At 65.4% G+C, this 14,668-nt stretch carries 13 protein-coding genes; 1 reads left to right on the forward strand and 12 read right to left on the reverse strand.

Going from position 1 to position 14,668, the window contains the following annotated elements; translation table 11 throughout:
* Positions 1–140: 140 nt before the first annotated feature.
* From ACNFH5_RS00210 to ACNFH5_RS00250, 9 genes are all read right to left on the reverse strand, one after another.
* The gene (locus ACNFH5_RS00210; protein ID WP_416743378.1) at positions 141–959 is read right to left on the reverse strand and encodes a phosphoglycolate phosphatase; all 819 of its coding nucleotides are present in this window, start codon (positions 957–959) and stop codon (positions 141–143) included.
* Positions 959–1,633, reverse strand: a complete 675-nt coding sequence (gene rpe / locus ACNFH5_RS00215; RefSeq protein WP_088420343.1) for a ribulose-phosphate 3-epimerase — start codon at positions 1,631–1,633, stop codon at positions 959–961. The genes ACNFH5_RS00210 and rpe overlap by 1 nt, the downstream gene beginning before the upstream one ends.
* A 213-nt stretch (positions 1,634–1,846) precedes the next feature.
* A complete protein-coding gene (locus ACNFH5_RS00220; protein WP_416743379.1) occupies positions 1,847–2,674 on the reverse strand; it encodes an ABC transporter permease in 828 nt (275 codons plus the stop codon).
* A gap of 162 nt (positions 2,675–2,836) precedes the next feature.
* A complete protein-coding gene (locus tag ACNFH5_RS00225; RefSeq protein WP_416743380.1) occupies positions 2,837–4,084 on the reverse strand; it encodes an ABC transporter permease in 1,248 nt (415 codons plus the stop codon).
* Between the two features lie 129 nt (positions 4,085–4,213).
* The gene (locus ACNFH5_RS00230) at positions 4,214–5,263 is read right to left on the reverse strand and encodes an ABC transporter substrate-binding protein (RefSeq protein WP_416743381.1); all 1,050 of its coding nucleotides are present in this window, start codon (positions 5,261–5,263) and stop codon (positions 4,214–4,216) included.
* Between the two features lie 68 nt (positions 5,264–5,331).
* On the reverse strand, positions 5,332–6,441 hold the full coding sequence (locus ACNFH5_RS00235; RefSeq protein WP_024763595.1) for an ABC transporter ATP-binding protein: 1,110 nt from the start codon (positions 6,439–6,441) through the stop codon (positions 5,332–5,334).
* A gap of 187 nt (positions 6,442–6,628) precedes the next feature.
* Complete coding sequence (locus ACNFH5_RS00240) at positions 6,629–7,666, reverse strand: ABC transporter substrate-binding protein (protein WP_416743382.1); 1,038 nt, start codon at positions 7,664–7,666, stop codon at positions 6,629–6,631.
* Between the two features lie 164 nt (positions 7,667–7,830).
* The gene (locus ACNFH5_RS00245; protein ID WP_045212692.1) at positions 7,831–8,460 is read right to left on the reverse strand and encodes a response regulator transcription factor; all 630 of its coding nucleotides are present in this window, start codon (positions 8,458–8,460) and stop codon (positions 7,831–7,833) included.
* Between the two features lie 51 nt (positions 8,461–8,511).
* Complete coding sequence (locus ACNFH5_RS00250) at positions 8,512–10,923, reverse strand: PAS domain S-box protein (RefSeq protein ID WP_416743383.1); 2,412 nt, start codon at positions 10,921–10,923, stop codon at positions 8,512–8,514.
* 153 nt (positions 10,924–11,076) lie between these two features.
* On the opposite strand from ACNFH5_RS00250, the gene ACNFH5_RS00255 reads away from it, so the two are divergent.
* The gene (locus ACNFH5_RS00255; protein ID WP_416743384.1) at positions 11,077–12,129 is read left to right on the forward strand and encodes an alpha/beta hydrolase family protein; all 1,053 of its coding nucleotides are present in this window, start codon (positions 11,077–11,079) and stop codon (positions 12,127–12,129) included.
* 12 nt (positions 12,130–12,141) lie between these two features.
* Here ACNFH5_RS00255 and ACNFH5_RS00260 read toward each other — a convergent pair whose 3' ends face one another.
* Genes ACNFH5_RS00260 through ACNFH5_RS00270 form a run of 3 tightly spaced genes read right to left on the reverse strand, consistent with a single transcriptional unit; the run spans position 12,142 to position 14,601 of the window.
* A complete protein-coding gene (locus ACNFH5_RS00260; protein ID WP_416743385.1) occupies positions 12,142–12,906 on the reverse strand; it encodes a DnaJ domain-containing protein in 765 nt (254 codons plus the stop codon).
* Position 12,907: 1 nt separating this feature from the next.
* Complete coding sequence (gene murU / locus ACNFH5_RS00265; RefSeq protein WP_416743386.1) at positions 12,908–13,582, reverse strand: N-acetylmuramate alpha-1-phosphate uridylyltransferase MurU; 675 nt, start codon at positions 13,580–13,582, stop codon at positions 12,908–12,910.
* Positions 13,579–14,601, reverse strand: a complete 1,023-nt coding sequence (locus ACNFH5_RS00270) for an aminoglycoside phosphotransferase family protein (RefSeq protein WP_416743387.1) — start codon at positions 14,599–14,601, stop codon at positions 13,579–13,581. The genes murU and ACNFH5_RS00270 overlap by 4 nt, the downstream gene beginning before the upstream one ends.
* Positions 14,602–14,668 lie beyond the last annotated feature (67 nt).

Raw genomic sequence — 14,668 nt, forward strand, 5'->3', positions numbered from 1 at the left:
AGAGCGGAGTTTACACGCAGTAAATGAGCATCTCGAAAGCGATTTCAACGCAGTGCCGCCGACGCGCAGCAGATAGTAAGCGGGCTCTGAGGGGGAAACGGACTTGGGTGCACACACGCCGGCGTACCGGCCAAAGGATGTCAGGCGCGCCAGCGCCAGCGGGCCAGGGCCTTGATGACTTTCATCCAGAGTGTGTGGGGAGCCGTTTCCACGGTGCTGTCTCGCTGAGCGGGTTTTGAAGCGGAGTCGGGCAACACTATCGCTTTGCCCGAGTCGAAGCAAGGCAGCAGATGGCGCAGGTCGTCGAGCACCAGTGTCGGGGTTTCCTCAGCGATGGGGCGGCCGTGGTTGTAGCCGTAGCTCAGGCCCACGCTGCGCACGCCGGCGGCCTTGGCCGCGAGGATGTCGTTGCGCGAGTCGCCGACGAACAGCGCCTGTTCTGCCGACACACCGGCCATCTTCATCACGAATAGCAGCGCGGCCGGGTCGGGCTTCTGCTGCGGCAGGGTGTCGCCGCCGATGATCCAGCGGAAGAACTTGCCCAGCTTCATCTCGTCGAGCAGCGGGCCGACGAAGCGCTCGGGCTTGTTGGTGATCAACGCCAGCTCAACGCCGCGCTTCTTCAGCCACTTCAGGGTCTCGATCACGCCGGGATAGACCACGGTCAGCGCGTGGCTATCGGCGTAGGCGTCCATGAACAGTTCGAGGGCGCGCTCGGTGTCTTCCTCGCTGACCCCATCGTGTTCGATGTCATTGGCCAGGGCGCGGCGCACCAGCACGCGTGCACCGTTGCCGACCCAGTGACGCACCGCGTCCAGGCCGGCCGGCTGGCGCCCGAGCGCCAGCAGCATCTTGTCCACCGCCGCGGCGAGGTCGGGGACCGAATCCACCAGGGTGCCGTCCAGGTCGAACATCACCAGACGCGGCAGCCCGGCGAACGGCAGTTGTGCAGCGCTCATCACTTGCGCGCCTGCGCCAGCTCAGCGTGCATGGCGCGGATGACCTCGGCGTAGTCCGGTGCATTGAAGATGGCGGAACCGGCGACGAAGGTGTCGGCGCCCGCTTCGGCGATTTCGCGGATGTTCTTCACGTTCACCCCACCGTCGATCTCCAGGCGGATGTCGCGGCCGGAGGCGTCGATCAGGGCGCGGGCTTCACGCAGCTTGTCGAGGGTGCCGGGGATGAATTTCTGCCCGCCGAAGCCGGGGTTCACACTCATCAGCAGGACCATGTCGATCTTGTCCATCACGTACTTCAGCGCATCCAGCGAGGTGGCCGGGTTGAACACCAGGCCCGCCTTGCAGCCACCGTCCTTGATCAATTGCAGGGAGCGGTCGATGTGCTGGGTCGCTTCGGGGTGGAAGGTGATGTAGGTGGCACCGGCTTCGATGAAGTCGCCGATGATGCGATCCACCGGGGAAACCATCAGGTGCACGTCGATGGGCGCAGTGACGCCGTACTTGCGCAAGGCCGTGCAGACCATCGGGCCGATGGTGAGGTTCGGCACGTAGTGGTTATCCATCACGTCGAAGTGGACGATGTCGGCGCCGGCAGCGAGCACTTTGTCCACATCCTCGCCCAGGCGGGCGAAGTCGGCGGAAAGGATCGACGGAGCGATGGCGTAGGGTTGCATGGCGCACCTCTGTGGGCGGAAATCACGGATGGCGCGCATTGTAGCCGCTCGGACGGCTCGAAGGGGATCGCACCGATGATCGCCACCGATGGCCGAGGCGAAAAATGCAGGAGGGGGCGACAGCTCAGGCAAGGTCGCAGGCAAAAAAATCGCGGATCAATCCCGCCCCTGTGGGTGAGCACAGGGACGAAACCGTCCGCGAAACACTGTGAATCAGGAAGTCGGTGCGGTACGCAGTTTCTCGCTGCGGCCGCGCAGCCACTCAAGGGTGAGCAGGAGCAGGACGGAGAAGCCGATCAGCAGGGTCGCCGCGGCGGCGATGGTCGGGCTGAGGTTCTCGCGGATGCCGCTGAACATCTGGCGCGGCAGGGTGGCCTGCTCTGGGCCGGCGAGGAACAGGGTCACCACCACTTCATCGAAGGAGGTGGCGAAGGCGAACAGCGCACCGGAGATGACGCCGGGAGCGATCAGCGGCAGGGTGACCTTGAAGAAGGTCAGCACCGGCGGCGCGCCCAGGCTGGCGGCGGCGCGCACCAGGTTGTAGTTGAAGCCCTGCAGGGTCGCCGACACGGTGATGATGACGAAGGGCACACCGAGCACCGCGTGGACGATGATCAGCGAGATGTAGCTGTTGCCCAGGCCCAGCGGCGCGAAGAACAGGTAGCTGGCCACACCGATGATCACCACCGGTACGACCATCGGCGAGATCACCAGGCTCATGACCAGCGCCTTGCCGCGGAACTCGCCGCGGGTCAGGCCGATCGACGCCAGGGTGCCGAAGACCATCGCCAGCACGGTGGCCGCCGGGGCGACGATGATGCTGTTGGTCAGCGCGCGCATCCACTCGGCGGAGTTGAAGAAGTCGGCATACCAGCGCAGAGAGAAGCCCTGCAGCGGGTAGACCAGGAAGGTGCCGGAGTTGAACGACAGCGGCACGATGACCAGTACCGGCAGCACCAGGAACAACAGGATCAGACCGCAGAGGATGCGCAGGGTGTAGAACCACACGCGCTCGACTGGGGACATATAGGGACTCAGCATCTTCTTGTTCTCCTCGGAGCCTGCTCAATACCTGCCTGCACTTGCTCATGCGGCGTTGCGAACAGGCTCAAAATGCTCATTTACTGCGCGTAAACTGCGCTTTCTCGCCTGTTCTCGCCTTGCCTGAGCTGCGTTCGGCAAGGCCTTGAACAGGCTCCTCCATCAGCCCAGGCGCAGGCGGCTCGCGCCTACCAGCCAGCCGTAGATCACGTAGAGCACCAGGGTGGCGAACAGCAGCAGGCCGCCCAGGGCCGTGGCCATGCCCCAGTTGATGGTGGTGTTGGTGTAGAAGGCGACGAAGTAGCTGACCATCTGGTCGTTCGGGCTGCCCAGCAGCGCCGGGGTGATGTAGTAGCCGATCGACAGGATGAACACCAGTAGGCAACCGGCGCCGACGCCGGCCACGGTCTGCGGGAAGTAGACCTTCCAGAAGCTGGCGAACGGGTGGCAGCCCAGCGAAATCGCGGCGCGCATGTAGCTCGGGGAAATGCCCTTCATCACGCTGTAGATCGGCAGGATCATGAACGGCAGCATGATGTGGACCATGGAGATGTACACGCCGGTGCGGTTGAACACGAGCTGCAACGGCTGGTCGATCAGGCCCATCTTCAGTAGCGCGCCGTTGATCAGGCCCCCCGACTGCAACAGCACGATCCACGCGGCGACTCGCACCAGGATCGAGGTCCAGAACGGCAGCAGCACCATGATCATCAGCAGGTTGGACTTGCGGGTCGGCAGGATCGCCAGCAGGTAGGCCAGCGGGTAGGCCAGCGCCAGGCAGATCAGGGTGATCACCGCGCCCATCCAGAAGGTGCGGGCGAAGATGTCCAGGTAGATCGACTGGTCAGGCGTGGCGCGGGCGATCTCGCCCAGGTCGTCGATGCGGTGATCGAGCGCCGCCAGCAGGTAATAAGGCGTGACGGAGCTGGCATTGCGACGAATCGCCTGCCAGTAGGCCGGGTCGCCCCAACGCTCGTCGAGGGCTTCCATGGCGTCCTTGTACGACGCTGGTTGCTCCTTGAACGGCAATGCGCGCGCGGTCTTGGAGAGCAGGCTGCGGTAGCCGGCCAGCTCCATGTTCAGGCGCTTGGAGAGATCACCGATAGTCTGGTTCTTGCGCGCGGCGACCAGGTCGTCGCTCAGCGCCTTGTACACCGCATCCGAAGGCAGCGATTTGCCGTCCCATTCGGAAATGGCGTTGACGGTCAGCGGCATGGCGCCGACGACCTCGGGGTTGTTCACGCTCTTGTAGAGCAGCGCCGCGATGGGCACCAGGAAGGTCAGCAACAGGAAGACCAGCAGGGGCAGCACCAGCGCCTGGGACTTCAGACGGTTCATCCGCTCCGCGCGCGCCAGGCGCTGCTTGAGGGTGGGGCCGGCGACCTCGTTCAGAGACACAGCGGTGGCCATAGCGAACTCCGGTAAAACGGGCCGCCCAAGGGCGGCCAAGGTGTGGTGTCAGGAGGAGCCGCCGCGAGGGGGTGGCGGCTCCGGTCCGCCACGGTCCGGGAGGCCGTGGCGGTTTGGCACTGCTGCTACTTACTTGGCAGCCCAGGCGTTGAAGCGCTGTTCCAGCTGCTCGCCGTAGTCAGCCCAGAAGGTCACGTCCATACCGACCTGGCCCTGCATGTTTTCCGGGGTGGTCGGCATATCCTTCAGCAGGTCCTTACTCAGCAGCGGTACGGCGTTCTTGTTGACCGGGCCGTAGGCGATGTTTTCGGAGTAGGTCTTCTGCTGCTCGGGCTGAACCGAGAAGGCGATGAACTTCAGGCTCTCGTCGACTTTCTTGGCGCCTTTGGGGATGGCCCAGGCGTCGAAGTCGTAGATACCGCCGTTCCAGACGATCTTCAGGTTGCTCTCTTTCTGCACGGCGGCGATGCGGCCGTTGTAGGCGGAACTCATGACCACGTCACCGGAGGCGAGGTACTGCGGCGGCTGGGCGCCAGCTTCCCACCACTGGATGTTCGGCTTGATCTGGTCGAGTTTCTTGAAGGCGCGATCCTGGCCTTCCTTGGTGGCCAGCACCTTGTAGACGTCCTTGGGCGCGACGCCGTCGGCCATCAGGGCGAATTCCAGGGTGTACTTGGCGCCCTTGCGCAGGCCGCGCTTGCCCGGGAACTGCTTGGTATCCCAGAAATCGGCCCAGCTGGTCGGTGCGGTCTTCAGCTTGTCGGCGTTGTAGGCCAGCACGGTAGACCAGACGAAGAAGCCGACGCCGCAGTTGCTCACGGCGCCCGGTACGTAGTCGTCAGCCTTGCCGAGGATGGCCGGGTCGATGGTCTCGAACAGGCCTTCGTCACAGCCGCGAGCCAGCTCCGGCGACTCGACTTCCACCAGGTCCCAGGAGACGCTGTTGGTGTCGACCATGGCCTTCACCTTGGCCATCTCGCCGTTGTACTCGCCGGCGACGATCTTGTTGCCGCTGCTCTTCTCGTAGGGGCCGTAGAACGCCTTCACCTGGGCGTTCTTGTTGGCGCCGCCGAAGGACACCACGGTCAGGTCGGTGGCGGCCATGGACTGGGCCGCGAAGGCCACGCCCAGAGTCAGCGCTGCGAGTTTGAGCCCCGATGCTTTCAAGGACTTCGACATTATTGTTGTCTCCACAGTGTGCAGTTTGTTTTTCTTGGATGCGTCCGGGAGTGGCCGGGCCGCTTTCGTTACGCCGCGGACAGTGGGTCGAGCGCGCGGACGTGCTCGACTTCCCAGCCCAGCGGAACCACGTCGCCAACACTGAGCGCGGGATCGAGCTCGGCGATCGGCTGTTTGACGAAGAAATCGGTACGGCCGCAGACCTCCAGGCGAATGCGCACGTGGTCACCCAGGTAGATGAACTCGGCGACGCGGCCGGAGAAGCGGTTCACGCAGTTTTCGCTGTGGCCGTTGAGGCGCACGCGCTCGGGGCGGATCGACAGGCTGACGGTATCGCCGACGTTGCCGACGTTGACCGCCAGCGCCTCGACCTTCTCGCCACGGGCCAGGCCCACGGTGCAGCGGTCGCCATCGCGGGCCTGGAGCTGGCCGGCGATGCGGTTGTTCTCGCCGATGAAGTTGGCGACGAAGGAGTTGCGCGGGTGCTCGTAGAGCTCGGCCGGCGGGGCGATCTGCTGGATCTCGCCCTGGTGGAACACGGCCACGCGATCGGACATGGTCAGGGCTTCGCCCTGGTCGTGGGTCACGTAGACCACGGTCACACCCAGGCGCTGGTGGATGTGCTTGATCTCCATCTGCATGTGTTCACGCAGCTGTTTATCCAGCGCACCCAGGGGTTCGTCCATCAGCACCAGTTGCGGCTCGAAGACCAGCGCGCGGGCCAAGGCCACGCGCTGCTGCTGGCCACCGGAGAGCTGGGCGGGATAGCGACCGGCGAAGGTGTCGAGCTGGACCATCGACAGCGCACGCTTCACGCGCTCGCTCACGTCGGTCTTGCTCATACCGCGCACCGAGAGCGGGAAGGCCAGGTTCTCGGCCACCGTCATGTGCGGGAACAGCGCATAGTTCTGGAACACCATGCCGATGTCGCGCTTGTGCGGGGGGACGTTGTTGATGGCGCGGCCGGCGAGCTGGATTTCACCGGCGGTAGGAGTTTCGAAACCGGCCAGCATCATCAGGCTGGTGGTCTTGCCGGAACCGGACGGCCCCAGCAGTGTCAGGAATTCGCCTTTGCGAATGTCCAGATTGAGGTCCTTCACGATGAGGGATTCGCCGTCGTAGCTCTTCTGCACGCCACGGAAACTCACCAGCACATCGTTTGCCTGATTCTCGGCCATCACCGCACCTTTGTTTTTTTGTAAATGCCGTTGAATCAAGCCTAGAGAAGCTGGACCGGCACGCAAATCGGGCGGTATGAGAGATTGCTATAAGGCTTAGAGAGGATGCTTTGTAGGGATCGCCCTACAAAAATTAGCGATTCGAAATGCCAGGCCCACCACCGCGCAGTGGGCCTGACAAACCGCCTCAGCGCTTGGCCCAGGCCTGGAAGCGCTGCTCCAGCGCGTCACCGTGCTCGGCCCAGAACGCCACGTTCATGCCCACGGCATTGGCGATGTTCTGCGGTGCGGTGGGCAGGTTGGCGGCCACGTCCGGCGCCAGCAGTTCCACGGCCTTGCGGTTGGTCGGACCGTAGGAAATGTTCTCGGCGAAGGCCTTCTGCTGCTGCGGCTGGCCGGCAAAGTTGACGAACTGCTCGGCCAGTTCCTTCTTGAACACGCCCGAAGGCAACGCCCAGAAGTCGAAGTCATAGATGCCGCCGGCCCAGACCATGCGGAAGCCCTTCTGCTCGGCCTGTGCGGCGGCGATCCGGCCGTTGTAGGCGGAGCTCATCACCACAGTGCCGTCGGCGAGGTCACGCACCGGGTCCTGGCCGGACTTCCACCAGTTGATGCTCGGCTTCAGCTCATCGAGTTTGCGGAAGGCGCGGTCAACGCCGTCGTTGGTGGCGAGCACCTTGTAGACGTCCTTGGGCGCGACGCCGTCGGCCATCAAGGCGAATTCCAGGCTGTACTTGGCGCCCCAGCGCAGACCGCGCTTGCCGGGGAATTTCTTGGTGTCCCAGAAGTCCGCCCAACCGCTCGGCGTACCCTGCAGCTTGCTCTGGTTGTAGGCCAGAAGCGTCGTCCAGACGAAGATGCCGACGCCGCACGGCTGCACCGCGCCGGGAACGAAATCGGCGGTGTTGCCCAGGGTCTTGGGATCGAGCTTCATGAACAGCCCTTCCTCGCAGCCGCGCGCGAGTTCGGGGGCCTCGACTTCCACCACGTCCCAGGACACATGGCTGATTTCCACCATGCGCTTGAGCTTGGCCAGGTCGCCGTTGTAGGAGCCGTGGACGACGGCGTTGCCGGTCACTTCCTTGAACGGTTTGTAGAAGGCTGCCTCCTGGGCTTCCTTGTTGGCGCCACCGAAGGAAATCACCGTGACGTAGTCCGCCAGCGCTGGCATCGCAGCGCTCCCCAGCAGGCTGAACAGCAGCCCTCCCCTTACCGCTCGCAACATCTTCTTCTCCTTGTTATCACGACGTACTGCATGAAGCCGGCAATCATTCCCTGCCTCACGCCCGCTAGATAGACGGTGTGTTACAGAAATCGGACACGTCGCACATCGTGGAGGGAAAATTCAGCGAGCCATCTGCCGCAGATCAAGCCGGCGGCGCGGGTCGGTCAGACGAGCTTGTGCTCCATGGCGTAACGCACCAGGTCCGCCACCGAGTTGGCATTGAGTTTCTGCATCAGCCGCGCCTTGTGGGTGCTGATGGTCTTGCTGCTGACCGCCAGCTGCTGGGCGATCTCGTTGACGCCCTCGCCATGCACCAGCCGCTCGAACACCGAGAACTCGCGCTCCGACAGCAGTGCATGGGGCGGGCGCGAATCGGTGAGGCCGACTTCGAAGACCATGCGGTCGGCGAGATCGGGGTCGATATAACGGCCACCACTGGCGACCTTGCGGATCGCCGTGAGCAGCAGCGCCGGGTCGCTGTCCTTGGTCGCGTAGCCGGCGGCGCCGACCTTGAGTGCGCGGGCGACCATCTGCACTTCATCGTGCATCGACAGCATGAGGATGGCCGGCGGATTGTTCAGCGCGCGGATCCGCGGGATGGCTTCCAGGCCGTTGACGCCAGGCATGGAGATGTCCAGCAGGACCACTTCGCAGGGTGTCTGGCGCAGGGTTTCGAGCAGTTGCTCGCCGTTGGTGGCCTCGCCCACCACCTGCAGGTCCTTGGCCATGCCGATCAGCTGCTTGATGCCCTCACGCACGATCGTATGGTCTTCCGCCACCAGCACTCGAATCACCGCTCTTCCTCCCGATCCACTCTTGTCATTGTCGTTATGGTTGCCGCCCGCTTACGCACTTCGGGAGCGCAGAGGCACCCGGATCCACAGCGTGGTGCCCTCACCGGGCTGGCTGTCGATCTGCAAGGTGCCGCCGAACATCAGCACCCGCTCGCGCATGCCCACCAGGCCAAAGGAAACGCCCTGGCGCGTTGCAGTCGGGTCGAAACCCACGCCATCGTCGGCGATGCGCAGGCACAATTCGCGCCCCTCGACGCTCAGCTGCAATTCCACAGTATGCGCCTGGGCATGGCGCATGACATTGGTCAGCGCCTCCTGGAGGATGCGGAACAGGCCGATGGCCTTGGCGTCGGACAGCTCCGGCGGGTTCTCCGGCACCTGCACCAGGCACGGAATCTGTGTACGCGATTCGAAGCGGCGAGCCTGCCATTCCACCGCCGAACCGATGCCGGCATCGAGGATCGGCGGGCGCAGCGCAGTGGCCACGTCACGCACCAACTGGAACAGCTGGGCGATCAGGCGCTTCATGTTGTCCAGGCGCTCGCGCAGGCCACTGTCCAACTCGGCATAGGCCAGTTCGCACATGGACGTCTCCAGCTTGAGCACGGTGAGCACCTGGCCCAGTTCATCGTGCACTTCGCGGGCGATGCGCGCCTTCTCCTCCTCCCGCACGCTCTCCAGGTGCGCCGACAGCTCGCGCAGCTGCGCGCGGGAATCCTGCAGTTCCAGCTCGATCTGCTTGTGCTCGGTGATGTCCCAGACCACCCCGTCCCAGGCCGGGCGGCCGTCGTCCAGCGTGCGTACCGTGGCCTTGATGTCGACCCAGCGCGGCTCGTGGCTGCGGGTGAGGATGCGGCCCTGCCACAGCCAGTTGCAGTGGCCTTCCACCGCCGCCAGCTGGCTGGCGAGATACCCCTCGCGCTCGGACGGATGCACCAGCCCCATGATCCCCAGCCCACTCTCGCGCAGGTAACCGGGCGAATAGCCCAGCGAGGTTTCGCTGCCTCCAGTGATGAAGCTGATATAGGCGAAATCGGAGTCGTCATCCGGCGCATTGGGCTCCAGGCGGAACACCAGCCCCGGCACGTTGGCGGCGATGCCCTGCAGGCGCGCCTCGCTTTCCTCCAGGGCGGCGCGGGCACGGCGGCGCTCGGTGACGTCGCTGAGGAACACCAGCAGGTATTCCGAATCGCCGAAGCGCAGGAAGCTCAGGGAAACGTCCGCCGGCAGCCACTGGCCATCGGCGCGCAGGCAGCGAGTCTCGAAGCTCAACGGTGCCTCGTCGGCATTGCGCGCGCGGCGCCAGAGGTTGAGCCAGCGGTCCATGTTCAGCGCCGGTTCGAAATCCGACAGTGGCCGGTCCACCACCGCGCCCGGCACATAGCCGAGCATTTCTTCAGCGGCGCGGTTGGCATAGCGAACGTGGCTGTCCCAGTTGACCCAGAGAATACCCACGGTGCTGCTGTCGATGGCGAACTGGGTCAGGCGCAGCGCCTGTTCCGCCGACTGGCGCAGCTCGATGTCCCGCCGTGCCGCGAGCAGGCGCGACTCGAGGGCGTGGTGCTGGCGGCGCAGCAACAGCAACGCGGCAACCGCAAACAACAACAGCAGGCCGAGCAGGATGCAGAGGTTCTGCCAGAAACCGGGCGAGGAACCCAGCCGCGGATAGGTCGGTTGCAGCCAGCGTTCATGCAGTTGGTCGAGGTCCTTCGCGGGCACCGCGCGCAGGGCTGCATCGATGATCCCGGCCAGTTCCGGCAGACCTCGCCGGGTCGCCACACGCAGCAATTGCGGATAGCCGATATCAGCCACCACGGAAAGGCCGGTGAACTCGGTTTCACGGGTCAGGCGCGCCAGTTGCGCCTCGTCGATCACGGCGTAGTTGGCTTCGCGGCCGAGCACCTTGCGCAGCACTTCACGGTCGCTGTCGACCACTTGCAGGGTCAGCCCCGAGTAGGTCCCGCGCAGGTAGTCCACCACCGGGCCGGGGCCGCGCACGGAGACGGATTCGCCTTCACCGAGGTTGTCCAACTCCACCGAGGTACCGCTGCGGCGATCGCCGACGACCAGGCGCGGCACGCGCAGATAGGGGTCGGAGAACAGCCAGTCGCGCAGGGTCGAAGGTGTCTGGCTGACGCCGGGCGCGAGGTCGATTTCCCCCGCGCGGACTGCCTTTTCCAACGCTGCCTGATCCGCGAAGGTGCGCCACTCCAGGCTGACGCGCAGGGCTTTGGCCAGCCATTCCAGCAGCTCGACGTTGGCCCCGGAGAGCTGCTGCAGGCGGCGATCCTGCTGCACATAGGGCGCTTCGAGCACCGCGCCGACGCGCAACTGCGGGTGCTCGGCGAGCCAGGCGAGCTGCGCGTCGTCCAGCGTCAGCGGCGGCGCGGCGGTTTCCGCCACGGCCAGCAACGGCAGGCAACAGAACCAGGCCAGGCAGGCTTTCCAGAACAGACGACTCATGCCGACAGCACCATGGATTTCACTCGGGTCAAAGCAAATGGCCGGCATACCTTACAGCAAGCCCGATTGAACCCGGCATGCCCGCGCCTGACAAAGCTTATACAAGCCGCTAGGCTGGCCGCACTCGCGCCCGCCAAGACAGGGATATCACCGATGCCGTACCTGCCTCGCCCGACCATTTTCGCCCTCTGCGCCGCCCTCGGCCTCGCACCGCTGGGCGCAACCTGGGCCGAAGACGCCAAGCCCGCCACCGATGAAAAATCGACGGCCGCACCGGTGCAGCGCCCGGCGGTCAGCGAGCGCAGTCAGGACGAAGCGAGCGGCCTGGTGCGCCAGCTGCCAGAGAGCGAACGCCAGGAGCTCAAGGCCGGCGACGAGACCTTCCTCGCCCTCTGGCTGCCGGCCAACACCGCCGACGCCGAAGGCGCAGTGATCCTCATCCCCGGCGACGGCGAAAGCGCTGACTGGCCGGTGGCGATAGGCCCGCTGCGGCGCAAGCTGCCCGATGCCGGCTGGCAGACCTTGGCCGTTACGCTCCCCGACCCGCAGAGCACCGCACCGATTCCACGCCCGAAGGAATCACCGGACAAGGCCAGCGCCGACACCGACGCCACGGCCACCGACAGCGCCAGCAAGCCGGAGGTAAAAGGCAGCGAAGGCAGCGCCACGCCGACGCCGGAAAGCACCGCCGAAGCCGGCAGCGCCGAGCCGGCCCAGGCCAGCCCGGAAGCCCCGCCACCGCCCACCGATCCGGTGGAGCTGCGCAAGGCCCATGCCGAGCGCGTACTGGCGCGCATCCAGGCGGCCGTCGAACTGGCCCAGCAGCACAAGCCCAAGACCATCGTGCTGCTCGGTCACGGCACCGGCGCCTACTGGGCAACCCGCTACCTGGGCGAACGTGCGCCGGCCGAGATCAAGAACCTGCTGTTGGTGGCGCCGGAGATGCCGCGCGAGTTCAAACCGTCACTGGACGAGACCGTGCCGCTGCTGAATCTCGCCACCGGCGACTTCTATTACAAGGACAAGGCGCCTGACATTGCCGCCGCGAAGCTGCGTCTGCAGGCCAGCAAGCGGCAGAAGGCACCGAACTACGTGCAGATCGGCATGAACGCCCTACCCGCCGACCTGGGCACCGAGCAGGAGCAGCTCTACCGGCGCATCCGCGGCTGGCTGTCGCTGCACCTGGAGCCGATCGAGCAGCCCTGACGGCAGCCTGGCTCAGCGAAAACCGCGGCGCTGGCGCACCAACAGGTAGGCGGCCTGGATCTCGCGGGTGCGGTTGGTTGCCGCGGCGATCCGCTCTGGGCTCGCGCCCATGCCTTCAAGCTTGTCCGGGTGGTTCTGGCTGATCAGCTTGCGGTAGGCACGCTTGATCTCTTCCGGCTCGCTGTCCACCGTCACGCCCAGCAAGCGCAGCGCCCCGGTATAGGACTCGCGCGGCGTGGCGGATGGCTTGGGCGGCTCTGCGCCCGCCGACAGCGCCAGGATCCTGTTACGGGACAGCCCCAGCGAATCGCCCCACTGCAGCAGCAGGTTCTTCTGCGCGGCATTCGGCACGCCGCCTGCCCAGGCCATGCGCCAGCAGGCCTGAACCAGGCCTTCGGCAGTGGCCTCCTGGCCATGGCGCTGGCGCAGGCCAACCTCCAGCAACTCGCCGCCCAGCTTGCCGCGACCGAAGGCATCGATCGCCTGGCGCCGGGCCTTGTCATTCAGTTGCAGGCGCTGCATCTCGGCCCGCGCCTGCTGGATGTGCGCATCGACCACGCGCCCACGGCTCTTCGCCAGTCGGCCAAGCAGGAGAAACAGCAATTCCTGATCGCTGACCCTGGGCCCGCCACGCAACTGCTCCAGCAGGCCCCGCCACGTGCGTTTCTTCAGGCGCCGGTCGAGCACCTGGCCCAGCAGTGCACCGAGCATGGCGCCCGGAATGCTCGCCAATGCCCAGCCGGCAATGACACCTACCAGGGTGCCTGGCCAGAACACCTCAGCCCTCCGCCGACTGGCGTTCGACTTCCGCCAGGCGCTCGTGAGTGCCGACGTCGATCCAGCGGCCACGATGGTGCGCGCCGCTCACGCGACCGGCTGCCATCGCCTGGCGCAACAGCGGCGCCAGCTTGAACGCGCCGGGCTCGGAGCCCTGGAACAACTCGGGACGGAGGATGGCAATGCCGCTGTAGGTGAGGCTCGGCTGGCCTTCGCGGTAATCGCTGACTCGGCCTTCACTCAGACAGAAATCGCCGCGAGTGTGGTGCCCAGGGTTGTCCACCAGGACCAGGTGCACCAGATCACTCTCGGCCAGCGCGCCGTGCAGGCTCGCGTAGTCAAAGTCGGTCCAGATGTCGCCGTTGGCGATGACGAAGGCATCGTCACCCAGCAGCGGCAACGCCTTGAAGATGCCGCCGCCAGTTTCCAGCGGCTCACCTTCGGGCGAGTAGCGGATGCTCACGCCGAAGGCCGAACCATCGCCCAGGTGATCCTCGATCTGCTGGCCGAGCCAGGCGTGATTGATCACCAACTGATCGAACCCGGCCCGGCGCAGCGCCTGCAGTTGGTACTCGATCAGCGGCACGCCGGCGGCGCGCACCAGCGGCTTGGGCGTGTGCAGCGTCAGCGGGCGCAGGCGTTCACCCTTGCCCGCCGCGAGGATCATGGCTTTCATGCGGGATGCGTCTCGTCTTTGGGCAGGCTGGCCAGCAGGGCGGCGAGGTCGGCCAGCTCAGGCCGGCGCGCGATGACGCTCTCCAGGTAGCGGAAGAAGCGCGGCACGTCGCCCAGGTAGCGTGGTTTGCCGTCGCGGTGGCAGATGCGCGCGAAGATGCCGATTACCTTGAGATGGCGCTGGGCGCCCATCAGGTCGCTGGCGCGGAAGAACTCGTCGAATGTATCGGGCAGCGGGATGCCGGCGGCCTGTGCCTTGCGCCAGTAGCGCGAGAGGCCGTCGTGCACACGCGGCTCGGGCCAGCTGAGGAAGGCGTCCTTATAAAGGCAGGTGACATCGTAGGTCACCGGCCCGTAGACAGCGTCCTGGAAATCCAGAATGCCGGGGTTCGGCTCGCTGAGCATCAGGTTGCGCGGCATGTAGTCGCGGTGCACGAACACGCGGGGCTGCTCCAGCGCGCTCTGCACCAGCAGGTCGCAGGTGCGCTCCCAGCGGGCGAGTTGCTCGCCTTCCAGGGTCACGCCCAGGTGGCGCTGCAGGTACCAGTCGGGAAATAGCTGCAGCTCGCGGCGCAGCAGGGCATCGTCGTAGGCCGGCAGGCGCTCGGCGACATCGACCTGCTGGAAGGCCACCAGTGCGTCGAGGGCGTCCTCGAACAATTCTTCGGCGTTCTGCGCAGTGAGTACATCGAGGTAAGTCTGGCGCCCCAGATCATCGAGCAGCAGGAAACCCTGCTCGACCTCCTCGGCCAGAATCTTCGGTACATGCACACCGGCCTCGGCCAGCAGGCCGGCGACCTTGATGAAGGGGCGGACGTTCTCCTGGGGCGGCGGTGCGTCCATCACGATCAGGCTGCGCCCCTCGCCCTGCCAGCGGAAATAACGGCGGAAACTGGCATCGCTGCTGGCCGCGGTGAGACTGGCCTCGGGCACCGCCCCCCAGCCTTGCGCGTTGAACACAGCGGGCAAACTCAAGTCCAACCAGCCGATCATCTGCTGGTAACGGGCATCCTGTGACATCTTTATGGGTTCTCCACGGCCCTAGCCGTTGCGCGGGTCATGCTTTATTATCCAGCATCTTTTTGAG

This window comes from Pseudomonas sp. NY15435, from assembly GCF_048068295.1.
GTDB lineage: Bacteria > Pseudomonadota > Gammaproteobacteria > Pseudomonadales > Pseudomonadaceae > Pseudomonas.